Annotated in this window: 23 protein-coding genes; 11 read left to right on the forward strand and 12 right to left on the reverse strand. The window is 58.2% G+C overall.

Annotation, left to right across the window (positions count from 1 at the left end; translation table 11 throughout):
• Positions 1 to 229: 229 nt before the first annotated feature.
• From ACR3EP_RS06210 to ACR3EP_RS06235, 6 genes are all read left to right on the forward strand, one after another.
• Positions 230 to 832: a DNA repair protein gene (locus ACR3EP_RS06210; protein ID WP_226688372.1), complete on the forward strand. Its 603-nt coding sequence runs from the start codon at positions 230 to 232 to the stop codon at positions 830 to 832.
• Positions 833 to 953: 121 nt separating this feature from the next.
• Entirely contained in the window at positions 954 to 2,315 is a 1,362-nt protein-coding gene (gene radA / locus ACR3EP_RS06215; protein WP_170348905.1) for a DNA repair protein RadA, read from the forward strand.
• A gap of 42 nt (positions 2,316 to 2,357) precedes the next feature.
• A complete protein-coding gene (locus ACR3EP_RS06220) occupies positions 2,358 to 2,963 on the forward strand; it encodes a CvpA family protein (protein ID WP_170348906.1) in 606 nt (201 codons plus the stop codon).
• Positions 2,964 to 3,593: 630 nt separating this feature from the next.
• The gene (gene purF / locus ACR3EP_RS06225) at positions 3,594 to 5,117 is read left to right on the forward strand and encodes an amidophosphoribosyltransferase (protein WP_170348907.1); all 1,524 of its coding nucleotides are present in this window, start codon (positions 3,594 to 3,596) and stop codon (positions 5,115 to 5,117) included.
• A gap of 266 nt (positions 5,118 to 5,383) precedes the next feature.
• Positions 5,384 to 5,632: a hypothetical protein gene (locus ACR3EP_RS06230; RefSeq protein ID WP_170348908.1), complete on the forward strand. Its 249-nt coding sequence runs from the start codon at positions 5,384 to 5,386 to the stop codon at positions 5,630 to 5,632.
• A 41-nt stretch (positions 5,633 to 5,673) separates the two neighbouring features.
• Positions 5,674 to 6,318 (forward strand): SDR family NAD(P)-dependent oxidoreductase, encoded by a 645-nt coding sequence (locus ACR3EP_RS06235; RefSeq protein WP_480636866.1) that lies wholly within the window; start codon positions 5,674 to 5,676, stop codon positions 6,316 to 6,318.
• A 61-nt stretch (positions 6,319 to 6,379) separates the two neighbouring features.
• Here ACR3EP_RS06235 and ACR3EP_RS06240 read toward each other — a convergent pair whose 3' ends face one another.
• From ACR3EP_RS06240 to ACR3EP_RS06255, 4 genes are all read right to left on the reverse strand, one after another.
• Entirely contained in the window at positions 6,380 to 7,222 is an 843-nt protein-coding gene (locus ACR3EP_RS06240; protein WP_170348910.1) for an ATP-binding protein, read from the reverse strand.
• A gap of 118 nt (positions 7,223 to 7,340) precedes the next feature.
• The gene (gene tatC / locus ACR3EP_RS06245; RefSeq protein WP_170348911.1) at positions 7,341 to 8,216 is read right to left on the reverse strand and encodes a twin-arginine translocase subunit TatC; all 876 of its coding nucleotides are present in this window, start codon (positions 8,214 to 8,216) and stop codon (positions 7,341 to 7,343) included.
• Entirely contained in the window at positions 8,213 to 8,671 is a 459-nt protein-coding gene (tatB, locus tag ACR3EP_RS06250) for a Sec-independent protein translocase protein TatB (RefSeq protein ID WP_170348912.1), read from the reverse strand. The genes tatC and tatB overlap by 4 nt, the downstream gene beginning before the upstream one ends.
• Positions 8,672 to 8,677: 6 nt before the next feature.
• Complete coding sequence (locus ACR3EP_RS06255) at positions 8,678 to 8,893, reverse strand: twin-arginine translocase TatA/TatE family subunit (protein ID WP_170348913.1); 216 nt, start codon at positions 8,891 to 8,893, stop codon at positions 8,678 to 8,680.
• Positions 8,894 to 9,112: 219 nt separating this feature from the next.
• Here ACR3EP_RS06255 and ACR3EP_RS06260 point away from each other — a divergent pair, with 219 nt between their 5' ends.
• Both ACR3EP_RS06260 and ACR3EP_RS06265 read left to right on the forward strand, forming a co-directional pair.
• Positions 9,113 to 9,418 (forward strand): hypothetical protein, encoded by a 306-nt coding sequence (locus ACR3EP_RS06260; protein ID WP_480636867.1) that lies wholly within the window; start codon positions 9,113 to 9,115, stop codon positions 9,416 to 9,418.
• 21 nt (positions 9,419 to 9,439) lie between these two features.
• Positions 9,440 to 10,111, forward strand: coding sequence for a helix-turn-helix transcriptional regulator (locus tag ACR3EP_RS06265; RefSeq protein WP_170358768.1), 672 nt, complete (start codon positions 9,440 to 9,442; stop codon positions 10,109 to 10,111).
• Positions 10,112 to 10,152: 41 nt separating this feature from the next.
• Here the strand turns inward: ACR3EP_RS06265 and ACR3EP_RS06270 are convergent, their stop codons facing one another.
• From ACR3EP_RS06270 to ACR3EP_RS06305, 8 genes are all read right to left on the reverse strand, one after another.
• A complete protein-coding gene (locus ACR3EP_RS06270; protein WP_170348916.1) occupies positions 10,153 to 11,316 on the reverse strand; it encodes a LysM peptidoglycan-binding domain-containing M23 family metallopeptidase in 1,164 nt (387 codons plus the stop codon).
• Between the two features lie 63 nt (positions 11,317 to 11,379).
• A complete protein-coding gene (locus tag ACR3EP_RS06275) occupies positions 11,380 to 12,030 on the reverse strand; it encodes a protein-L-isoaspartate(D-aspartate) O-methyltransferase (RefSeq protein ID WP_480636870.1) in 651 nt (216 codons plus the stop codon).
• Entirely contained in the window at positions 12,027 to 12,809 is a 783-nt protein-coding gene (gene surE, locus ACR3EP_RS06280; RefSeq protein ID WP_480636872.1) for a 5'/3'-nucleotidase SurE, read from the reverse strand. The genes ACR3EP_RS06275 and surE overlap by 4 nt, the downstream gene beginning before the upstream one ends.
• A 121-nt stretch (positions 12,810 to 12,930) precedes the next feature.
• On the reverse strand, positions 12,931 to 14,052 hold the full coding sequence (locus ACR3EP_RS06285; RefSeq protein WP_425080527.1) for an ABC transporter ATP-binding protein: 1,122 nt from the start codon (positions 14,050 to 14,052) through the stop codon (positions 12,931 to 12,933).
• Between the two features lie 45 nt (positions 14,053 to 14,097).
• Complete coding sequence (locus ACR3EP_RS06290; RefSeq protein ID WP_480636875.1) at positions 14,098 to 15,168, reverse strand: methyltransferase domain-containing protein; 1,071 nt, start codon at positions 15,166 to 15,168, stop codon at positions 14,098 to 14,100.
• A 100-nt stretch (positions 15,169 to 15,268) separates the two neighbouring features.
• Positions 15,269 to 16,381: a DNA alkylation repair protein gene (locus ACR3EP_RS06295; protein ID WP_480636877.1), complete on the reverse strand. Its 1,113-nt coding sequence runs from the start codon at positions 16,379 to 16,381 to the stop codon at positions 15,269 to 15,271.
• A gap of 3 nt (positions 16,382 to 16,384) precedes the next feature.
• Positions 16,385 to 17,164: an SDR family oxidoreductase gene (locus ACR3EP_RS06300; protein WP_480638997.1), complete on the reverse strand. Its 780-nt coding sequence runs from the start codon at positions 17,162 to 17,164 to the stop codon at positions 16,385 to 16,387.
• Positions 17,165 to 17,237: 73 nt separating this feature from the next.
• On the reverse strand, positions 17,238 to 17,600 hold the full coding sequence (locus ACR3EP_RS06305) for a nuclear transport factor 2 family protein (RefSeq protein WP_170358779.1): 363 nt from the start codon (positions 17,598 to 17,600) through the stop codon (positions 17,238 to 17,240).
• Positions 17,601 to 17,709: 109 nt separating this feature from the next.
• Between ACR3EP_RS06305 and ACR3EP_RS06310 the strand changes: the two genes are divergently transcribed.
• The 3 genes from ACR3EP_RS06310 to ACR3EP_RS06320 are packed head-to-tail and all read left to right on the forward strand — an operon-like array spanning position 17,710 to position 21,057.
• A complete protein-coding gene (locus tag ACR3EP_RS06310; RefSeq protein ID WP_170348923.1) occupies positions 17,710 to 19,317 on the forward strand; it encodes a peptide chain release factor 3 in 1,608 nt (535 codons plus the stop codon).
• Between the two features lie 44 nt (positions 19,318 to 19,361).
• Positions 19,362 to 20,126 carry a hypothetical protein gene (locus tag ACR3EP_RS06315; protein WP_480636879.1) on the forward strand — a complete coding sequence of 255 codons (765 nt, stop codon included), beginning with the start codon at positions 19,362 to 19,364 and terminating at the stop codon, positions 20,124 to 20,126.
• The gene (locus ACR3EP_RS06320; protein WP_480636880.1) at positions 20,119 to 21,057 is read left to right on the forward strand and encodes a glycosyltransferase family 2 protein; all 939 of its coding nucleotides are present in this window, start codon (positions 20,119 to 20,121) and stop codon (positions 21,055 to 21,057) included. Before ACR3EP_RS06315 ends, ACR3EP_RS06320 begins: the two co-directional genes overlap by 8 nt.
• Positions 21,058 to 21,161 lie beyond the last annotated feature (104 nt).

The following is a 21,161-nucleotide window of genomic DNA, read 5'->3' on the forward strand; positions in this document are numbered from 1 at the left end:
TCTCCGCTTGGGCCTGGTGTGTACCGGTTCTAGAAGGAGTTCGTCGAACATGACTGCCCTCCATAACATTACATTGCAATTTCAGAATGCCTTTTTAAGACTGACTTTTTTCCTCATTTGCGCGGCAGCCCTGCTTGCCGTTTCAACCACATTATTGTCTGCCTTAGGCGTATTGCCCTGGTTATCCATGCAAGCCGGTTTCGGCGGTGGGCCAGTGCAAGACGCCGGGATGTTTATCCAGATCGGTCTGACCGTTCTGATTCTCATGCTGGCATTCTATCTGCCAGCGAATGCCCGAATGATGGCATTGGAAAACAATCACCGCAAATTTGCCCTGAACATGCACGACATATCAGACGCCTATCAAATGGCCCACGCAGCGGACCGTGGCGGTCTGTTCATGATGTCGTCCGAGTTTGACGCGGTCAAAGAACGTATGGCCTTTCTGCGCCAACACCCTGACCTACAGACACTCGAGCCCGAAATCCTGGAACTGGCCGCACAGATGAGCCAGATCAGCCACGAACTGGCCGAAACCTATGGCGACGTGCGGATCAATCGCGCCCGAACCTTCCTACAACAACGTCAGGAAGAGATTGAGCTGTTCCAGAAGCGTCTCGAAGAAGCCCAGGTGATCCAGAACGAATTGCGCCAATGGACGCGCGATGTCGAAATGGAAGAAACCATCGCCAAGTCACAACTGGCCCGCCTGCGGGATGAGCTGTTTGAGCTGTTACCCGAACTGTCGGCTCAGTTGCAAACACCTCCCAAGGACAGCTCGACCAAAGCCTCAAGCGTGGTCGCCATGTCCCCGCCCCGCGCGGCGGAATAGGCGCTTGGCGCTTTTGCTGCGGACGATGGCCCATCGGGCCTGAGGACGCGGCACCCCAACGGTGGAGATGAATGCCTTGCAAGGGCTTGAAGAACCGCCGATCCTCGGGCACCAAGGCCGCATGGCAAAAACGACTTTCTCCTGTTCGGCCTGCGGCGCGTCGCATTCGCGCTGGTCCGGGCGTTGTGACGCATGCGGCGAGTGGAACACCATTTCGCAGGACGTACCCCTTTCGGCGGGTCCCGCCAAGAAATCCTTGGGCGGCAAACGCGGCCAGTCCATCGCACTCACTGATCTGTCGACCGAAGAAACACCCCCGCCCCGTACGCTTTGCGGAGTTGAGGAACTGGACCGCGTGCTTGGCGGTGGCCTTGTTCCCGCCTCGGCCCTGCTGGTGGGCGGCGACCCCGGCATCGGCAAATCCACCCTTCTGCTGCAGGCCGCGGCGCGCTTTTCCCGTGCGGGCGTCAAAACCATCTATGTTTCCGGCGAAGAAGCCAGCGCGCAGGTTCGAATGCGGGCCCGCCGTCTGGGGCTCGAGGACGCGCCGGTTCAACTGGCGGCTGAGACCAACCTACGCAACATCCTGACGACGCTTGAGGCTGAAAAGCCCGGTCTGGCCATCATCGACTCGATTCAGACCATGTGGGCCGACAATGTGGACAGCGCCCCCGGCTCAGTGTCACAAGTCCGGGCCGCAGCGCATGAATTGACAACGTTTGCGAAACGACACGGCGTATCAATCATCATGGTCGGCCATGTCACCAAGGAAGGCCAGATCGCAGGCCCCCGCGTGGTCGAGCACATGGTCGACACCGTGCTCTATTTCGAAGGTGAACGTGGCCATCAGTTCCGCATCTTGCGCGCCGTGAAAAACCGTTTTGGCCCCGCTGATGAAATCGGTGTGTTCGAAATGACCGGCAAAGGGTTGGCGCAGGTCACAAACCCCTCGGCCTTGTTCCTGTCGGAACGCGGCACCCCCAGCCCCGGTTCGGCCGTTTTCGCCGGAATTGAGGGCACCCGCCCTGTTTTGGTGGAATTGCAAGCACTTGTGGCACCGTCCCCGCATTCCCAACCCCGCCGTACCGTGGTCGGATGGGATAGTGGGCGGCTGGCCATGATCCTTGCCGTTCTTGAAGCACGCTGTGGCATCCCCTTTGCCGGGTTGGACGTTTACCTGAACGTCGCCGGAGGGATGAAAATCAGCGAACCGGCCGCCGACCTTGCCGTGGCGGCCGCATTGCTGAGTGCCCGAGAAGACACAGCTCTGCCCGCTGATACGGTGATTTTTGGAGAAATCTCGTTATCCGGGGCACTTAGACCGGCCCCACAGACAGAAAACAGGTTGAAAGAAGCCCAAAAACTTGGTTTCACGTCGGCAATCGCTCCGGCGGGCGGCAAAACCGGTACTGTGGCAGGTCTGACACTCACCCGACCCTCTGATTTGGTGGGGTTTGTTGGCGAAACCTTCGGAGCAGGTTAAGGTAACGCCTTGAGGGGCTGAAAAAAAGTACAGGCGAGGGCCATGGAAGGTTTTACAATTATCGACGGGGTGGTTGCCCTGATCATCGTCGTGTCAGGCCTGCTGGCCTATTCACGCGGATTTTTACGAGAGGTTTTGGCCATCGCGGGCTGGGTCGCAGCCGCCGTACTGGCCTTTATTTTTGCACCCCAGGCCGTTCCGCTGGTGAAAGAGATCCCGGTCGTCGGAGATTTCCTGCGCGACAGCTGCGAATTGTCGGTGATCACCGGCTTTGCCGCCGTGTTTGCGATCGCTCTGATCGTGGTCAGCATCTTTACTCCGCTGTTTTCATCGATCGTGCAACGCTCGGCCATTGGCGGGTTGGATCAGGCGCTTGGCTTGTTCTTTGGCATCGCGCGCGGCATCCTGTTGGTGGCTATCGCCTTCTTTGTCTATGACACGGTCATGACCGGTCAATCTTATACGATGGTCGACGAAAGCCGTTCCGCCAAAGTGTTCGAACAATTCAGCGACCGCATCGAAGAACAAAACCCCGAGCAATGGCTGGGTTGGGTCACCCAACAATATGAAGAGCTGGTGGCAAGCTGTGGCGCCGGCACCGAGGCGCCAGAGGCATCGGAAACCACGGCACCGACCGCAACTGAATAAGAAAAAGCCCGGCATTGACCGGGCTTTTTTCTTGGCCGCCTTTCAGACGTATTCAGTTAAAAAACCTTCTCCACCGCAAACCGTGCATCGGGTGTTCTTCAGACCAAAGCACCCCTCGCAGCGGCCCATTATGGGTTTGCCGTGGATATCGCGGCTTTTGATCACCTCGCCAGAGCCATTGCAAATCGGACAAGGCGACCGGCCCATGCCACGGCAGCGATGGCACCGGCGTTTTACTGGGTCTTCTTTTTTTCTTCCTTGCTTGTGTTCCCACATGGCTAACGTCCTATCGAAACTCATACACTAGGTAAAAAACCGCTTCTTGCACCATGACAGCACAAGCATGCCTATATGTCACCTATTCCAGTCACCTTTCATAAAACGCACCTGCGACGATTGGTGAATGTGATCCTTTGATGACACAGGGCGCATTAGGCATTATGTGGAGGCCGAACTGACATGGAATCGGAGCCACCGATCTTGCTGTACCTGTTTTCTCTCGCGCTTGCCCTCGTGACATTGGCGCGTTTGCATCATCAGCCGGGATGGAAACAAGGCGCACTGGCATACCCATGCAGACGTTCAGATCATCACCGCTAGTCAAAACGTCATGGAAATTGGAGCCCGTACATGTGTGGGATTTTAGGGATCGCAAGCAGGACACATGATGTCTTTGCGGAAATCTATGACGGGCTGCTGATGCTTCAGCACCGGGGTCAGGATGCCTCGGGGATCGTCACCTATAACGACGGTTTCTTCCGTGAAAAGAAGGCAAATGGTCTGGTCAAGGACGTGTTCAACGCACAAGACGCCGAGACTCTTCTGGGTAAGATCGGCATGGGTCATGTGCGGTACCCGACCGCAGGATCGCTCAGCGCGTCCGAGGCGCAGCCGTTCTTTGTGAACGCGCCCTATGGCATCTATCTGGTTCATAATGGCAACATAACCAACACCGCCGAACAGCGTGAGAAGGTGACCGCCAAATACAGCCGTCACCTGCGCACCACGTCGGATTCCGAAATCCTGCTGAACGTGCTGGCCGACAAGGTTGCCGATGCGATCAAGGTCAACGGCAACGGCGAACCGATCCGCAACATCTTTGCCGGTGTGAAGATGACGATGGAGCGAATCCAAGGCGCCTATTCGGTAATCTGTCTGGTTGCCGGTGTCGGCATGCTGGCGTTCCGCGATCCTTATGGCATCCGTCCTCTTTCCGTCGCCAAGCGCGATGTGGACGGCGACGGCGACGATTACGCCTTTGCCTCAGAGGATGTGGCCTTTGGCATCAACGGCTTTGAAAAGCTGCGCGACCTTAACCCCGGTGAGGCCATACTGATTGATCTGGATGGAAACATGCACACCTTCCAGGCGGTCGAAGGTCAACTGACCCCGTGTATCTTTGAATATGTCTACCTGGCCCGCCCGGATTCGCTGCTGGATGGCGTTTCGGTTTACAAAACCCAGATGCGCATGGGTCAGACGCTGGCCCGCCAGATCCAAGCCGCAGGGCTTGAGATCGACCGCATCATCCCCGTGCCCGACAGCGCCCGCCCCGTGGCGCTTGAGGTCGCTAAGGCCACCGGCATTCCATACCGCGAAGGTCTGGTCAAAAACCGCTATGTCGGGCGAACCTTCATCATGCCCGGCCAGGAAGAGCGCCAGAAATCGGTGCGCCGCAAGCTGAACGCCGTTCCGTTGGAGTTCCGCGATCACAACGTTCTGCTGATCGACGATTCCATTGTGCGCGGCAATACAATCAAGAAGATCGTGCAGATGTGCCGCGAAGCCGGGGCTAAAAAAGTGTACATCGCCAGCGCCTCACCGCCGGTAAAATTCCCCAACGTCTATGGCATCGACATGCCCACCAAACATGAACTGATCGCCAATGGCAAAGATATCGAAGAAATCCGTCAGGAAGTCGGCGCAGATGCCCTGTTCTATCAGGATCTCGACGACCTGATCTGGGCGGCCAAAGAAGGCAACCCCGAGATCGAAGCCTTTGACTGTTCCTGTTTCGACGGCAATTACATCACCGGCAGCGTCAGCGATGACTATCTGGACAGTCTCGAAAACAGCAATCGGGTCAGCAAGAAACGCGCAGATATGCAGGTTCCGGGCGGCTCGTGGAACAGCGCGAAGCTGGCCTCGGGATAGGATATGATCCGAATCGACCTTGCTTTTTGGCCCGTTTCACCGATGTGATGCGGGCCTTTTTCTGTCTGCCTGGCAGGCCGCATCGGTAGATTTCCGCCACAACCCATCGGTGAAGAAATTGCAATCGCAAGGGCTTCGCCGCAATGCCGAATCCCCTTGGGAAGTGCTCGACCAACCGGGCTTTTCCTTTCTGATCCGGTTTGGTAGCCCGCAGGTTGCCAACCACTCAATCAAGGGGTCGGGCCGCTGTGGTCAGGCCGGAATACATGTCAAACGCCACTGTCAAAAGCGCGGCCACGCAAAAAGGCGCGCTGAAAAAAAGCTCTTTGTCTGTTCTGGGGGTCTTTGGCCCGAAATCGGACATGCGGGCCCTTATGCGTATGTCTTCGGGACGTGTGAAAGAGGTCAAGCTGGGCAGCCGCGTGTCTTCGGGCACCATCGTTGCAATTGATGCCGACGGCGTAATGCTGCGACAAAGCGGCCAGACCAAGCGGATCGTCATACCCGGCAGTTAATCTGTCTTGACGCCCTGCGTGCGGGGGTTCAAACCCCTGTCATGACCGATCAGACCAAAATTGCCCTCGTCACCGGGGCCTCTCGTGGGTTGGGCGCTGCCCTGGCCGAGGCACTTGCACCCGAATATCACATTGTCGCCGTTGCCCGCACCACCGGCGGGCTGGAAGAACTGGATGACCGCATTCGGGCCAAAGGCGGTGCCGCAACCCTGGCACCGATGGATATCGCCGACCCCAACGCCATGGCGACGTTGTGCCGGGGCATCTATGATCGCTGGGGCAAGGTGGATTTGTGGCTGCACACAGCCGTTCACACCTCGGCCCTGACACCCACGCATTTCATCGACCCGAAAGAGTGGACTAAGGCCGTAAATACCAACGCCACGGCGACGTCAGTTCTGATCCCCTATATTGCCCCCCTGTTGGGTGAAACCGGCCATGCCGTGTTCTTTGACGATCCGAAAGCCGGTCAGAAGTTTTACGGCATCTACGGTGCAACCAAGGCGGCGCAGATGGCGCTGGCACGTGGCTGGGCACAAGAGACCAAACGTACCGGCCCGAGGGTTTCAATTGTCGAACCTGCCCCGATGCCAACCGCCGTACGTGCGCGATTCCATCCCGGTGAGGATCGCGATGCGTTGACCAGCACGGCAGACGAAGCCGCTCGGATTTTATCTTTGCTGTAAGGAATGGCCCTTTGGGCCATGCCTCCGGCGTGAGTATTTGGAAAAAGATGAAGCGGGCGGGTTAGGCGATGTGCACGCCGTTGCGCCCGGCCAGATCGACGAAGAATTGCCAAGCCACGCGGCCCGACCGCGCGCCCCGCGTTGCCTGCCATTCGATGGCTTCGGCACGCAGGGTTTCAGCGTCAACCGACACGCCATATGCCCCGCAATAGCGGTCGATCATCGCTAGGTATTCGTCCTGATCACAAGGATGGAAGCCCAACCACAGGCCGAACCGATCAGACAGTGAAACCTTTTCCTCAACCGCCTCAGACGGATTGATCGCGCTGGAGCGTTCATTCTCGATCATATCGCGCGGCATCAGGTGGCGGCGGTTCGAGGTGGCGTAGAATACGACGTTTTCCGGGCGCCCTTCGATACCCCCGTCCAGCACTGCCTTGAGCGATTTATAGTGCTGGTCGTCATGACTAAACGATAAGTCATCGCAGAACAGAATGAACCGGTGCGGTGCGGCACGCAGGTGATTCAGAAGGCGGGCGACTGAGCCCATATCCTCGCGCTGGAGTTCCACCAGCTTCAGATCTGGGAAATCCATCTGCAGCGTGCCGTGAACAGCTTTGACGAGGCTGGATTTCCCCATCCCCCGCGCGCCCCAAAGCAACGCGTTATTTGCTTTGAAGCCGGCAGCAAATCGGCGCGTATTGTCCAGCAGAGTATCGCGGGACCGGTTGATGCCCACCAGCAAATCCAGATCGACGCGGTTGACCTGCGTGACGGGCTCCAGCCGATCCGGTTCAACATGCCAGACAAATGCCGGGGCAGCCGCGAAATCGGGCGCGTCCAAAGGGGCTGGTGCCATCCGTTCCAGCGCGTCGGCGATACGGTTCAGGGCTTGGTCGTCCATTGGGGCCTCCGGCGTCATGTCTTGCGCGGTTCAAACCATGTTCGAAGCGGCGCAACAAGGGCCAGGCACGAAAAAGGCGCGCCTATTGAGCGCGCCTGTTGCATGGTTTTCAGCGGGGTTACTTGCTGTCTTCTTCCCGCACGATCTCTTCGTCGGCTTCTTCTTCGTCGTCATAGTAGCCGTCGGCACGCAGTTGCTCTTCGCGCTTTTTTTCGACCCGGGCGACTAGGAAGATCGAAATCTCATACAGGCCGTAGACCACCACAAACAGAATAACCTGCGTAATCACATCAGGCGGTGTCACCAGCGCGGCAAGCACCAGAATGGCAACCACTGCGTATTTCCGAACCGAGCCCAGTCCTTCAGCCGTAACCAGCCCCGCCTTCCCCATAAGGGTCAACAAAACGGGCAGTTGAAAACACAGGCCAAAGGCCACGATAAACTTGATCGTCAGGTTCAGGTATTCCTGCGCCGAGCCCTGGAACACCACGCTCAGCGGAGCCGCGGTTGCGCCTTCGACCACGGCCTCTCCTTCGGCACCAAATTGCTGGAACCCGAGGAAGAAGTCATAAGCCAGTGGTGTTACGACATAGAACGCAAAACTTGCCCCCAGAAGGAACATGAAGGGCGAGGCCAGCATGAATGGCAGGAACGCGTTCTTTTCCGATCGGTAGAGGCCTGGCGCCACGAAGCGCCACATCTGCATCCCGATATATGGGAAGGCCAAGATAAAGCCACCCAGCAGCGAGACCTTGATAGCGACGAAGAACCCTTCTTGCGGCGAGATGAAAATCAACCCGCAATCCTGCCCGCGTTCGGCCAAAACTTCGCACAAAGGGTTAGTTAGGAAGTTGAAAAGCGGCGTGGCCACAGTGAAACAGATGATCATCCCAACCAAAAACGCCACGACGCAGTGGATCAGCCGCGTGCGCAGTTCCGCCAGATGCTCAATCAGCGGGGCCGAGCTGTCTTCGATCTCGTCGGTCTTTGTCATGTCTTGCTTTCAGTCTTCAGCGCGGCCTCGGCCTCTTCGGCTTTGGCTAGCGCATCTGCTGCTTCTTTGGCCTTACGCTCAGCCGCAGCACGGGCAGTTGAGGCCTGAATCTTCTTGGCCTGCTCAGCCCGCTCAGCCGCCAACTTGCCTGTTTCGCTGTCGGGGTCGAACTTGGTGGGATCGATGCTTTTGGCAACGTCCCGCGCCGCCTCGTTAACGCTGTCCATGGCGGTGCTGACGGGATTGGCGGCCGCGTTCAGACCTTTTTTGATCTCGTTCACACCTGCCTGATCCGCGGCCTCGTTCATGGCGCTGCTGAATTCGCGCGCCATACCACGGGCCTTGCCAACCCAGCGGCCAACATTGCGAAACAGAACCGGCAGGTCCTTTGGTCCCACAACGATCAGGGCAACAATGCCAATGACCAGAAGCTCGGTCCAACCCAGATCAAACATCTGCGCTTAGGCCTTGTCTTTGTCGGTCTCGGGCGTGACGTCCTTGGCCACTTCGGCAGCGTCCTGCTCCAGCTCGTCCGCGCCTTCTTTGACGCCCTTCTTGAACGAGGTGATGCCCTTGCCCACTTCACCCATCAACGAGCTGATTTTACCGCGGCCAAACAGCACCAGCACCACAACGGCGATCAGTAGCAGACCGGGAAGGCCGATATTGTTGAGCATGTCTCTTCTCCTTGTACGTCGACGCGTTGCGCCGGGAATGTGATCTGGGTCTGTGTCTACGCCTGCTTGGCCCTGCGCAAAAGTGCGCCAGATCAATTCCGCGCTCAAAATTGATCCGATCACGCAATTTTTGAAGGCTGGCATTTCACAACTGACAGGTTTATGTCAGTTGAAGGACATTAGGAACAGGGCATCGAAACCTGGTCAACGGAGAATCAAATGACCCATGTTGCTGAAATCGTCACCTTCACTCTCACCAACGGGACAACACCGGAAGAGTTCGTCAAACTCAGCCAGGCGTCCGAGACGTTCGTCCGCTCGGCCCCTGGATTTGCCCACCGTCAGCTAAGCCAGGGTGAAGATGGCCGCTGGACCGACTATGTAATCTGGACGGATATGAAGGCCGCCAAGGACGCAGCGGCGCAATTCCCGCAGCAATCCTTTGCCCCGGCCTTGATGGCCGCTATCCAACCCGACAGCGTCCAGATGCGCCACGAGAATGTGCTATGGAACATGACCGCATAAACGCGGTCCGGGCGGCGTGTCATGCGCCGCTCTGATCGTCTGTTCGACATCATTCAGATCCTGCGCGACGGCAAACTGCACCGCGCGCAGGATATTGCGGACCGGCTCGAAGTGTCGGTTCGTACAATCTATCGCGATATGGACACGCTGGTGGCCTCGGGCGTTCCGGTCGAGGGTGAACGCGGTGTGGGTTATATGGTTCGCGAGCAAATCACCCTGCCCCCGCTGAACCTGACCCCGGCCGAGCTTGAAGCGCTGAACCTCGGCATGGCCATCGTGGCCGAGGCCGCAGACCCCGATCTGAAGGCCGCCGCAGAAACCCTGGCCGACAAGATTGACGCTGTACTGCCCACCCAAGTCGTGGCCGAGGCGGACACGTGGAAATTCGCCGTCTACCCGTTTGCCGACGCTGCGCGGGGGCTGGCGCATATGGCTCCGATTCGGTCCGCGATCAAAACCCGGCAGAAACTGCACCTGTCCTATCGCCGTATCGACGGCGTTCTGACAGACCGCACCATTCGCCCTCTTCATATGGAGTACTGGGGCCGCGTCTGGACCCTTACCGCATGGTGTGAGTTGCGCGAAGGGTTCCGCGTGTTCCGCATCGACCTGATCGAAGCTGTCTCACCCCTACCGGAAATCTTCGCTGACGAGCCCGGCAAAACACTGAGCGATTTCGACCCGCACGCCTAAACCCGGCTGTCAGGTATATGGCCCGAAATGGGCCATTCCAATCACTTCAGATAAGGTTCCGGATCGACGGATTCGAACCCTTTGCGCACCTCGAAATGGACATAGGAATTATCCCCACCCCGCAAGGATGCAATCTGCTCACCTCGGCGCACACGGTCACCCTTTTTAACCGTGATCTTGTCGACGTTTGCATAGACGGTCAGCAGGTCGCTGTTGTGTTTAACCACGATGATCGGCACTTGATCCGCATCTGCGGTGATCGCCGCAACGGTCCCGGCTTCGGCTGCCTTTACCGCAGCTCCCGACTGTCCGGCGATGTCGATCCCTTCATTCTTGCCCTTGTCATAGGTACGAATGATCGTCCCGGTAACTGGCAATCCCAGGGCAGAATTACTTTGGTTTGTCGGAGCCTCGGCCGTCACGTCGGGCGCAGGTGTGGCCGGAGCGATCACCTCGTCCGGCAACGGTTGCGTGGCACTTGGCGGTGTCGGCGTGGGCGAGCCCTGGCCGGGTTGTGTCACATTGCTGGCGGGCACAGCCGCTTGTCTTGGAGCAGGCTGGTTCTTGATCGGGATTAACAGGAACTGATCCTCCCGCACGGTAAAGTCCGACCCCAACCCGTTCCATTCGGCCAGCGCATCCACCGGCACATCGTAAAGCCGTGCGATAGTGTATGCCGTCTCGCCGCGTTTGACCTGGTGACGGATCGGCTCGGGCCCCGATGCCACAGGGGCCGGTGCAGGCGCGGTCGCAGGTTGGGCGGGCGCCAGCGTCGATGTCCGTACCGAGCCATCTGCCGGCGCCTCATCAATCGCGGTTCCGGCTATCGAGGCGATATCCACCGAACTGGTCGAACTGACCGTGCGCGGCAGGGCGATAACCTCGCCGTCGCGCAATTTGTCCGTCGGTTTGAGACCGTTGAACACGGCCAACTCTCCCTCGGGCAAACCGACGCGGGCAGCAACCGAGGCGACCGTATCGCCGCGTTGCGCAACGGCCACCTGATAGTTCGGATAGGTGATGACCCCGCGAGCATCCGGTGCTGGCCGGTTCGCGGTCACCCCTCGCGCGGCATCTGCGGTCGAAAATCCGCCGACCTGCCCGCGCAGATCGTAGTCCAGCGGGCCTTCGCACCCTGCCAGAATCGCCAAAGCCGCCACACCTGTCACGCAGCGGAGCATCGCTGATTTGGAAACTGCTCTCATTGTACTGTCCTCAACGCCTGCCCGTGTTTTCCGGGGTTCCGGCGCATGTTGCAGAATATTCTTTTACGCCCCGTCCCTGCCAAGCCCTTCTAACAAGGGCACGAAACGAACGGGTAACAATTCGTCATAGTCCAGACCGGTCTCGGTCCGCCTGACCCGGATCAGGGTCTGAACCGCATCCGACTGTCCCACCGGCAAAACCATGATACCGCCGATTTTAAGCTGCGCCAAGAGCGGCCCTGGAGGGTCTTCTGCCGCAGCCGTCACAATGATCCTGTCAAACGGGGCCTGTTCGGACAAACCAAAGGATCCATCCGACAGCATCGCGGTGACATTGGTCAGCCCCAGCTCGCGAAACAGCGCGCCGGTTTCGCGCACCAGTCGCTTGTGGCGTTCGACCGTATAGACCCGGCGCGCCAGTTTGGACAGGATCGCCGCCTGATAGCCCGAGCCTGTACCGACCTCTAACACTGTGTCGCGCGGGCGTACGTCCAGCGCCTGTGTCATTAGCCCCACAACTGACGGCTGGCTGATCGTCTGCCCGCAGGCAATCGGCAAAGGTGTGTCCTCATACGCGCGATCGGCAAACAGACCTTTGACAAAGCGGCCACGGTCGACCTGCTCCATCGCGGCCAGCACACGCGCATCCGTCACCCCGCGCGATCGCAGGGCAAACAGGAACTGCATGATTGTTTCTGGATCTGGTCCGGTCATTCGATCGTCTTCAATGCCTCAAGCGCGTCATGCGCCGTCAGATCCGCTCGCATCGGCGTGACCGAGATGTAGCCCGCCAGATTAACCGCTGCATCCGTGCCCGGCGCGGTTGGGTTGTGCTGATACCCACCCTTGATCCACAGGAACCGCCGCCCAGAGGGCGAACTGTGCGGCTCGACCGAGAAATGCGTATCGCGGCGATATCCTTGCGGTGCGATCCGGGTGCCCAGAACCTCGTCTGCGGGCACCGGCGGGAAATTTACGTTGTAGAACAGACAGTAATCGCCCTGTTCGCCCGGGGTCGCGTCCAAAATTTTCCGCACCAGACCCGCCCCGAACCGGGTCGCGGCCTCGAACGGATCGTCCAGCCCCAGATTACGCGGACCAAAATATTGAGACAGGGCAATCGCCGGAATGCCCTGCAACGCGGCCTCCATCGCGCCACCGACAGTGCCGGAATACAGCGTGTTTTCCGCCGAATTGTTGCCCCGGTTCACGCCAGACAACACCAAATCGGGCGGCGCGTCCTTCATCACGTCATGCAGACCGGCCAGCACACAATCGGCGGGCGAGCCCTCGGCGGCGAAACGCCGATCCCCCAGTTTGGCGACCATCATCGGATGGGTATAGCTGATGCAATGGCCGACACCCGATTGCTCGAACGCAGGTGCAACCACCCAGACTTCTCCGTCGGGCCCAGCCAGATCGGCGGCAATCGCCTCAAGCGTGATCAGGCCCGGCGCGTTGATGCCGTCATCATTGGTCAGAAGAATACGCATTTGCCCCATCCACCGCAGCGTTTTGACCTTGATAGACCCGCCCCCGCGCGGCGGCAAGCAAAGCACGCCTGCAATCTGAGGCTTTCGCGCACCACTTGAGCCTAAACTACGTTTTCAGGCCCTAAATGGGGAAAACAAAGCACCGATCCCGGCGAATGGTCAGCCACATGACCCGTCCCGGATTTGGTACAAAAACATTCGGCACCGTGGCCTTCAGAACGGAACCATCATGGTCCATGCGGAACTCGACCAGGCTTTCGTTGCCTAAGAACCGCGCTCTCTCGACCGTGCCGCGGGCCGCAACGCCATCGGTTGCCGTCGGCAGCGGGCCTTTGCCATTGCGGTCAAAGTCCAACCGCACGTGCTGTGGCCGGAATACAATCTCAACATCTGTGCCGTCGGGAATGCCCGGCGCCAGAAACTGACCAAAGGGTGTATCGGCCAACGCTCCATTCACTTGCGCTTGCAACACGTTCACATCACTAAAAAATGCCACAGCCGCTTTGTCAGCCGGACGGGTATAGACGTTGTAAGGCGCACCTTGCTGCACGATCTTGCCGCGGCGCATCAGTGCGATCTCATCAGCCATGCGCATCGCCTCTTCGGGCTCGTGCGTCACCAACACAACGGCGGCATCCTCTTCCTTGAGGATCGCCAGCGTCTCATCCCGAATACCGTCGCGCAGCCGGTTGTCGAGGCCCGAGAACGGCTCGTCCATCAGCATGATCCGCGGACGCGGGGCCAGTGCGCGGGCCAGAGCGACACGTTGTTGCTCGCCCCCGGACAGGTGATGCGGGAATTGGTCGATGAAGTGGATAAGATCAACTTTGCGCAGTAACTCATCAACGCGCGCGCGCTTTTCTTCTTTTTGCCCCGTCAGGCCAAAGGCCACGTTGTCTGCCACGCTAAGATGCGGAAACAGCGCGAAGTCCTGAAACATCAGGCCGATCTCGCGGCGTTCGGGCGGAACCCGGAACACGGTGTCGCAGATCAGCTTGCCGTCGACATAGATCTCACCGGATTCCTGCATCTCAACCCCGGCGATCATGCGCAACGTGGTCGACTTGCCGCACCCCGAAGGCCCAAGCAGGCAAGTCACTTTCCCTGCTTCAACCGTCAAAGAGACGTCGTCAACTACAACCCGCCCCTCGTAACGTGCGTTAAGATTGCGAATTTCCAGACGAGGAGGAGTTACGTCTATTGTCACCGATGGGCCTCGTTGCCTTTTCCCGATCAAATTCATCGGGCTTAGGCGGGGATAGCAACCCCACCCGTCCGGTGCAAGTGATCAGCAGCAGCCGCCCGAAGTAGCCTCGCCGGTCGACGCGCTCGTGATCGCGCCGGTGGCTTCAAACGGGCTTTCGCCGCCGCAACCATCGAAGATGCCATAATGCGTCGAGAAATCACCGATAAAGTCGAAATGCCGCGCGAAACGGGTATCGTTCAACATCATCCATGTATTGCCGCAGACCGGAAACACCTTGCCTGTCTCGATCGCGTGGTGGTCATCCAGTTCGAACAGATGTGGCGCGTGCGGGATGGTGCCTTTGTAGATGACGGCCTGCCCGTAATCCTCGCAAGCGGGTTCCAGTTCGGACAGTTTGAACAGTCGATAAGTCGCCGACAGGAACTTCAGCGGTGCGACGCGTTCTTCCAGCACAGGGTTCTCGATGGTCAGCGGGCGGTGCGTGACGCGGCGTGGATCACCGAATCCCGCCTTGCGCGACATCGACAGAAAATCGTTCCAATACAGTGCGCCGGACAGGCATTCGCCGTACAAAACTTCATCTTTGGCCATGGCCTGCGGAACACGACGGTCGGCGTAGACGTCCGAGAAATACATCTCACCACCCTCTTTCAGCAGACGATGGGCACCGCAAAGGACGGCCTCTTTGTCGGTGGCCAGATTGATCACACAATTCGAGACAATGATATCGAAGGAACCGGGTTCCAGGTCCAGCTCATCCAGCTTTTCGATGTAGCCGTGATGGAATTTTACATTGCTGGCAGCATGACCAAAGGCCTGCGCGTGGAAATCCTGATGCGCGCGGGCGACGTCTAGCTGTTCCGGCGTCATGTCGACCCCGACCACGCGACCCTTTTCACCCACCATCGCAGACAGGGCATAAACGTCGCGACCAGCCCCGCAACCCAGATCAAGGATGCTCATCCCCTCCAGATCCAGCGGCGCGATCAAGCCGCAACCATAGTAGCGCGTCAGCACATCATCATGAATTTTTGAGAGGATCTTTTTGACATGGTCCGGCATGTCATCGGGAGTACAGCAAGCGTTGGTTTGCAAATCCGCGCTGCCCTGAAGGACCTCGCCATAGTAATTCTGCACTGATTCATGCTTCATCGCAGCACCCCTTTCCTCACTGGCTGCTTCGCAGCTAATGCAGCACTGCCGCCTGTGCAACCACTGCTACCAATTTTGACAAAAGCGTGAGGGTCCTGCCCTAGCTCAGCAGGTCGAAATCGACCGAGGCGCGAACCCGCCCATTCACCTGAATCTCTAGCCGATGTGCGCCGGGAACCAGCTTGAACGTGGTCGCATTGCCTTTCAGCTTGTGCTTCTTGGTCAGACTCAGCGCACCACCGCGCAAGGTCGCCTGCTTCAGCTTATGCACCTTGGCCGAAGTTTTGCCGCCAGGGCGTTGAAAGTGAATGATATAGTCGACCAGAACAGGTTGATCCCCCGCACCGTTCAGCGAGACATCGAACTCGAGCGCCCCACCAATCCGCGCCTCTTGGTTTACCTGCACGCTTGCGGTTATCTCGGCCTCGGGATCGAAGCCCAACATCTTCATGGCACCGGGATGGCCGGCCTTCACCAGCCCTCGCAGCGTATGTGAGGTCATCCAGCACAGTTCGTCCCGATCCTGTGTCCCGGTTTCGGACCATTCCTGTAACCGGTCCAGCACCAGCGCAGGGTCTTTCTTGGTGATGTCGTTCAGATGGTTCGCCACAGACCGCGTAACATAGCGTGTTGGGTCACTATGTAGCCGGTCCAACAATGGCAGCGGGTCGGTCAGCTCCAACTCTACCGCCTGCCCCCAAGGCAACCGTGGTCGTGTGCCTTCACTGACCAGACGGCGCACGTGATAGCTGTCATGCCCGCACCATAGTTCCATCCGCGCCAAGACCTGATCCGGATAGCGGTTGAGGAATGGGCGAATGGCCCACTCCATCGAAAACCGTTGGGTCAGTTCTTCAAGCACGTCCAAAGCCAGATCAGGATGCTCCAACCCCACTGAAACGATCCAATCCCCCAAAGGCGCAAAGATGAAATCGCCGAAATCATCATCTGTTTTGGTTGGGTCCAAAGGCGGTGGCAGTGCGCGCAGAAGGATCGGCGCGACAGTCGGCAGCTCTCCGGGTACGGTCTTTTGCAGGCAGTCGGCAATCCAGGCCATGCGCTCTTTAAGCTCGAGCTCCAGCAGCCGTGACATGACCTTTGCCTCGAACGCCTTGGCATGAAAGGATGGATCAGCATCGGCGAAAAGGCCCGCCAAATAACGGGTCTTTTCCGCGTTAAACAACTGATCTTTGAGCGAGAAGTTCTGTGCCATGACTCACATCGTCAGATTGGTTCCGCCACCGTCCAGCAGTATATTCTGCCCGACGATAAAGCCGGCGTGTTGCGAACACAAAAACGCGCAGGCCGCGCCGAATTCCTGCCGCGTCCCATACCGACGTGCAGGGATCGTCTCGGCGCGTTCGGCGCGCGCCTGATCCATAGAAATTCCTTTATGTGCAGCTACGCCACCATCCAGCGACTCCGCGCGATCCGTCGCGTGAATGCCCGGCAGTAGGTTGTTGATTGTCACTCCACGCGGTGCGACTTGTCGCGCTGTACCAGCGACATAGCCGGTCAAACCAGTCCGCGCCGCGTTGGACAGGCCCAAAGCAGGGATCGGCGCACGCACGGATTGCGACGTGATGTTGACCACCCGGCCCCAGCCCTTGTCCATCATCCCCGGCAACAAGGCTTTCATGAAGGCAATCGGTGTCAGCATGTTTGCATCCAGCGCCTTGATGAAATCGTCACGATCCCAATCCGACCACAGTCCGGGCGGCGGGCCACCGGCGTTTGTCACAAGTATATCAACGCCCTGTGCGGTTTCGATCACCTGTGCCTGACCTTCGGTCGAAGTCACATCACAAGCTACGGTTTGCACGTCGACTCCATACTCGGATCGCAAACGAGTGGCCTCGGCTTCCAACGCCTCGGCCCCGCGCGCGTTCATCACCAGATCAACCCCAGCTTCGGCCAACGCCTCGGCACAGCCTAAGCCCAGCCCTTTTGAGCTTGCACAAACCAGCGCGCGCTTTCCGCAAATTCCCAGATCCATCTGATCCTCCCCATCTGTTGTTGCCCGCATGTCTAGCACCGGCCAGACAGGGAAGACCAGAAGTCACAAAGCTTCAATAAAAGAACTCTTCGCGCACGATTTTTCCGTTGGCGACGTGATAGATACCGACCTCTTTCATATCGAAGGTCTCACCACTTTCCTTAACCTTGCCCTGCACTTCGAAAATTACGGCAAAGCGATCGTCGCCGTGCAAATAAGGCTCACTGACCGACGCGCCCGAGACCTCATGCGCGCCTTCCCACCATTCGTGTTTGCCGCGGATGCCCTCGACGCCGTGTGTTTCACGCCCCATGCCTTCCATCTCTTGCGCTTCGACCGAAACGGCATCAGGCGCGTATAATTTGTTTAGGTTTTCCTTAGCCCGGTCCTCACGACACCCAGCGACCAGTTCGTCTGCGATTTCTTTCAAATTCATTGATCCTCTCCATCTTTTGTTCACTATTTGTTCTTATTGGCATAACCATACGATTCTGAACACCCCCTTTGTCTTGCTTCGGCAGGATTCCCCGCCTATACGCGCGTTCATGCTTGATACCGCCACCAACCAACCCGTATTGCCTCCCGAGATTGCCCGACGCCGGACATTCGCTATCATCTCGCACCCGGATGCGGGCAAGACGACGCTGACTGAAAAGTTCCTGTTGTATGGGGGCGCTATTCAGATGGCCGGTCAGGTGCGCGCTAAGGGCGAGGCGCGGCGGACCCGGTCGGACTTCATGCAGATGGAGAAAGATCGGGGCATTTCGGTCTCAGCCTCGGCCATGTCTTTCGATTACGGGGACTTTCGGTTTAATCTAGTGGACACGCCTGGTCACTCGGACTTCTCCGAGGACACCTATCGCACGCTGACCGCAGTGGACGCCGCCGTGATGGTGATCGACGGCGCGAAAGGTGTGGAAAGCCAGACGCAGAAACTGTTCGAGGTTTGCCGCCTGCGCGATTTGCCGATCCTGACCTTCTGTAACAAGATGGACCGCGAAAGCCGCGATACGTTCGAGATCATCGACGAAATTCAGGAGATGCTGGCCATCGACGTCACGCCCGCTGCGTGGCCGATTGGCGTGGGTCGCGATTTCATCGGTTGCTATGACATGCTGCGCGACCGACTGGAATTGATGGACCGCGCCGACCGCAACAAGGTAGCTGAAAGCATTCAGATCAACGGCCTGGACGACCCCAAACTGGCCGAACACGTACCCGAGCATCTGCTGGACAAGCTGCTGGAAGAGGTTGAGATGGCGCGCGAATTACTGCCTGCGCTGGACCCGCAAGCAGTGCTTGAGGGGCACATGACTCCGATCTGGTTCGGCTCGGCGATCAACTCGTTCGGGGTCAAGGAACTGATGGAAGGTATCGGCGCCTATGGCCCGCAGCCGCAGGTCCAGTCCGCTGAACCCCGACAAATTGCGCCCGATGAAAAGAAGGTCGCCGGTTTTGTCTTTAAGGTGCAGGCCAACATGGACCCCAAGCACCGCGACCGGGTTGCATTCGTCCGCATGGCAAGCGGCCATTTCAAACGTGGCATGAAGTTGACTCACGTGCGATCCAAGAAACCGATGGCGATTTCGAACCCCGTGCTGTTTCTGGCATCTGACCGCGAACTGGCCGAAGAGGCCTGGGCCGGAGACATCATCGGCATACCAAACCACGGTCAACTGCGTATCGGTGACACCCTGACCGAGGGCGAAGCGCTGCGCGTGTCCGGGATCCCGTCATTCGCACCGGAATTGCTGCAAACTGTCAGGGCAGCCGACCCGCTGAAGGCCAAGCATCTGGAAAAAGCCCTGATGCAGTTTGCCGAGGAAGGTGCGGCCAAGGTTTTCAAGCCATCGATTGGTTCGGGCTATATCGTCGGCGTCGTTGGCGCGCTGCAGTTCGAAGTCCTCGCCAGCCGGATTGAGATGGAATACGGTCTGCCCGTCCGGTTCGAGGCGTCGCAGTTCACCTCTGCCCGCTGGGTGAGCGGTGACAAGGCCGAGGTTGAAAAGTTCGTCAACGCTAATAAGCAGCACATCGCCCATGATCATGACGGCGACATCGTCTATCTGACGCGCTTGCAATGGGATATCGACCGGGTCGTGCGCGACTACCCCGAACTGAACCTGACAGCGACTAAGGAAATGATGGTTTGATCCGGGTCTTGTAGTTTGGGCACCGTTCTCTAGGGTTCCGAAGCATGGCGGATTTGGATCAGGAAAACTATCCCGGCGGCTTCTATTCGGTGATGCGCCATCTGGAACGCAAAGAAGTTCCTTATCGCGATCCACAACGGGTACTGCCGCCGCCGGACGTTGATCTGAGTAAACTTGCCCAAACACCCGTAGAAAAACCTGACCCGGACGCCAGCTTTGACCACAAGCAGGACGCGCGCAGGAAGTACCACGCGCTGCAGCAGGAATTTTCTGGCCAATCGCTGCTGCATCTTGTTCACGCAATTTGCATCGCATTGCTGCGCCGGCATCCGTCACCGGCTGAAGCACGGGCGCTGTTTCTGCGGATGTGGCGGGAAAAGGGTTCAGAGTTAGCGCGGGACCTGCCTGTGCGTTGGCTTATTTCCTCGGCAACCACATTCGCCGACCATGGCGAAACACTGGATCAGCGCTTGGGCGGACAGGGTCTGTACCTGTTGTACGATCTGATCAAGCTGCATGATAGCGAGCGTCGGTTATCCCTTCGTCCAAACGATCAAGCCTTTGAGATGCAGGGTGAAAAACACCACGACGTTCCATTGGCATTCGGCATGGCGGGCTATTCGCTAAGGAATGGCGATCTGGATCGCAACCTTTTGGCACGCCTTTGGCGTCATGCAGAAAACGACGCGGTGTTGCGCCCGCTGGGGTACCGGATGTTGAAACTGGTGATGTACGACCCGCGCAGCATTTTTGGGCGTATCCAGCACTACAAGACCCGGCAGTCCCTGTTGGATCACATTGATGACTGACGGCTCTGGCTGGGGCATTGTTTCAACGGTTCGGGGCCCCGCCCCGGATATCCTGCGATTTGTTGCCTATCACCTCGATCTTGGGGTCGACCGGATGCACATCTATCTGGATGAACCCAATTCCAAAGCTTTCGATGCCCTAGTTCGGCATCCGAAAGTCGACGTGCAAACATGCGATGAGGCCTTCTGGGCCAGCCGCAAGCGTGAACGGCCCGAACGGCATCAAAACCGTCAGACCGCAAATGCGTCATTCACCTATCGCAAGACCAATCTGAATTGGTTGGCCCATGTCGACATGGACGAGTTTCTGTGGGCGGACCGTCCCATTCCCCAGCAACTGACCGATGTTCCCAACCACATCCCCGCTGTACGTGTCCGCCCGATCGAAGCCGTGGGCGGTGGCACGGATCTTTATAAGGCGCATCTTCCAAAGACCCCGCACCGTGACGCCCTCGTACAATCGCTGTACCCGCGTTATGGCGCCTTTGTTTTGGGTGGGTTCTTCAGCCATTTGCAAGGTAAGCTGATCGTCCGGACGGGCCTGAAGAAACTGAGCTTTCGTATCCACAACCTGTTCCAGGAAAAAACACTCTTGCCCTGCAAGTTCGAATTGCCGGGGTTGGAGCTGTGCCATCGACACGCCCCCGACTGGGAACATTTTAAGGCTCACCTTCGATTTCGCCTGGCGCGTGGCTCGTATCAGCCAGGAATGTCCCTGAATGTTCCACGTGAACGGGGCGGCATGAACATGAACGAATTACTCAGCTGGATCGAGGCCGAAGACGGCATGGATGGGCTGCGTGCATTTTTTGACGAAATCAGCGGTGCAGACCCCGACGTGAGAACCCGTCTGGAACAACATGACCTGATCCGATATCGGCCCCTGGATTTGGACGAAAAAGTCAGGAAACACTTTCCCGGAAGTGACTGAATTGTTGCGAGAAATCCGCAGAGCGAGCACAGTAAAAACCTTAAAGAGGTCTTCATTTGACCATACCCGGCGTTTTTGTTATGTCCCCCTCCAAGCCGAAATTG

It is taken from the genome of Ruegeria sp. BB10 (assembly GCF_056535725.1).

Bases quoted from the DNA above. Each gene is read 5' to 3' on its own strand.
- ACR3EP_RS06320 (WP_480636880.1), top strand. From the start codon at position 20,119: ATGACTGACGGCTCTGGCTGGGGCATTGTTTCAACGGTTCGGGGCCCC.
- ACR3EP_RS06290 (WP_480636875.1), bottom strand. From the start codon at position 15,168: ATGAAGCATGAATCAGTGCAGAATTACTATGGCGAGGTCCTTCAGGGC.
- ACR3EP_RS06315 (WP_480636879.1), top strand. From the start codon at position 19,362: ATGGCGGATTTGGATCAGGAAAACTATCCCGGCGGCTTCTATTCGGTG.
- ACR3EP_RS06275 (WP_480636870.1), bottom strand. From the start codon at position 12,030: ATGACCGGACCAGATCCAGAAACAATCATGCAGTTCCTGTTTGCCCTG.
- tatC (WP_170348911.1), bottom strand. From the start codon at position 8,216: ATGACAAAGACCGACGAGATCGAAGACAGCTCGGCCCCGCTGATTGAG.
- purF (WP_170348907.1), top strand. From the start codon at position 3,594: ATGTGTGGGATTTTAGGGATCGCAAGCAGGACACATGATGTCTTTGCG.
- ACR3EP_RS06240 (WP_170348910.1), bottom strand. From the start codon at position 7,222: ATGGACGACCAAGCCCTGAACCGTATCGCCGACGCGCTGGAACGGATG.
- ACR3EP_RS06255 (WP_170348913.1), bottom strand. From the start codon at position 8,893: ATGCTCAACAATATCGGCCTTCCCGGTCTGCTACTGATCGCCGTTGTG.
- ACR3EP_RS06310 (WP_170348923.1), top strand. From the start codon at position 17,710: ATGCTTGATACCGCCACCAACCAACCCGTATTGCCTCCCGAGATTGCC.
- ACR3EP_RS06235 (WP_480636866.1), top strand. From the start codon at position 5,674: ATGACCGATCAGACCAAAATTGCCCTCGTCACCGGGGCCTCTCGTGGG.
- ACR3EP_RS06300 (WP_480638997.1), bottom strand. From the start codon at position 17,164: ATGGATCTGGGAATTTGCGGAAAGCGCGCGCTGGTTTGTGCAAGCTCA.
- ACR3EP_RS06260 (WP_480636867.1), top strand. From the start codon at position 9,113: ATGACCCATGTTGCTGAAATCGTCACCTTCACTCTCACCAACGGGACA.
- ACR3EP_RS06270 (WP_170348916.1), bottom strand. From the start codon at position 11,316: ATGAGAGCAGTTTCCAAATCAGCGATGCTCCGCTGCGTGACAGGTGTG.
- ACR3EP_RS06285 (WP_425080527.1), bottom strand. From the start codon at position 14,052: ATGAATTTGATCGGGAAAAGGCAACGAGGCCCATCGGTGACAATAGAC.
- ACR3EP_RS06220 (WP_170348906.1), top strand. From the start codon at position 2,358: ATGGAAGGTTTTACAATTATCGACGGGGTGGTTGCCCTGATCATCGTC.
- radA (WP_170348905.1), top strand. From the start codon at position 954: ATGGCAAAAACGACTTTCTCCTGTTCGGCCTGCGGCGCGTCGCATTCG.
- ACR3EP_RS06265 (WP_170358768.1), top strand. From the start codon at position 9,440: ATGCGCCGCTCTGATCGTCTGTTCGACATCATTCAGATCCTGCGCGAC.
- tatB (WP_170348912.1), bottom strand. From the start codon at position 8,671: ATGTTTGATCTGGGTTGGACCGAGCTTCTGGTCATTGGCATTGTTGCC.
- ACR3EP_RS06210 (WP_226688372.1), top strand. From the start codon at position 230: ATGTTTATCCAGATCGGTCTGACCGTTCTGATTCTCATGCTGGCATTC.
- surE (WP_480636872.1), bottom strand. From the start codon at position 12,809: ATGCGTATTCTTCTGACCAATGATGACGGCATCAACGCGCCGGGCCTG.
- ACR3EP_RS06305 (WP_170358779.1), bottom strand. From the start codon at position 17,600: ATGAATTTGAAAGAAATCGCAGACGAACTGGTCGCTGGGTGTCGTGAG.
- ACR3EP_RS06230 (WP_170348908.1), top strand. From the start codon at position 5,384: ATGTCAAACGCCACTGTCAAAAGCGCGGCCACGCAAAAAGGCGCGCTG.
- ACR3EP_RS06295 (WP_480636877.1), bottom strand. From the start codon at position 16,381: ATGGCACAGAACTTCTCGCTCAAAGATCAGTTGTTTAACGCGGAAAAG.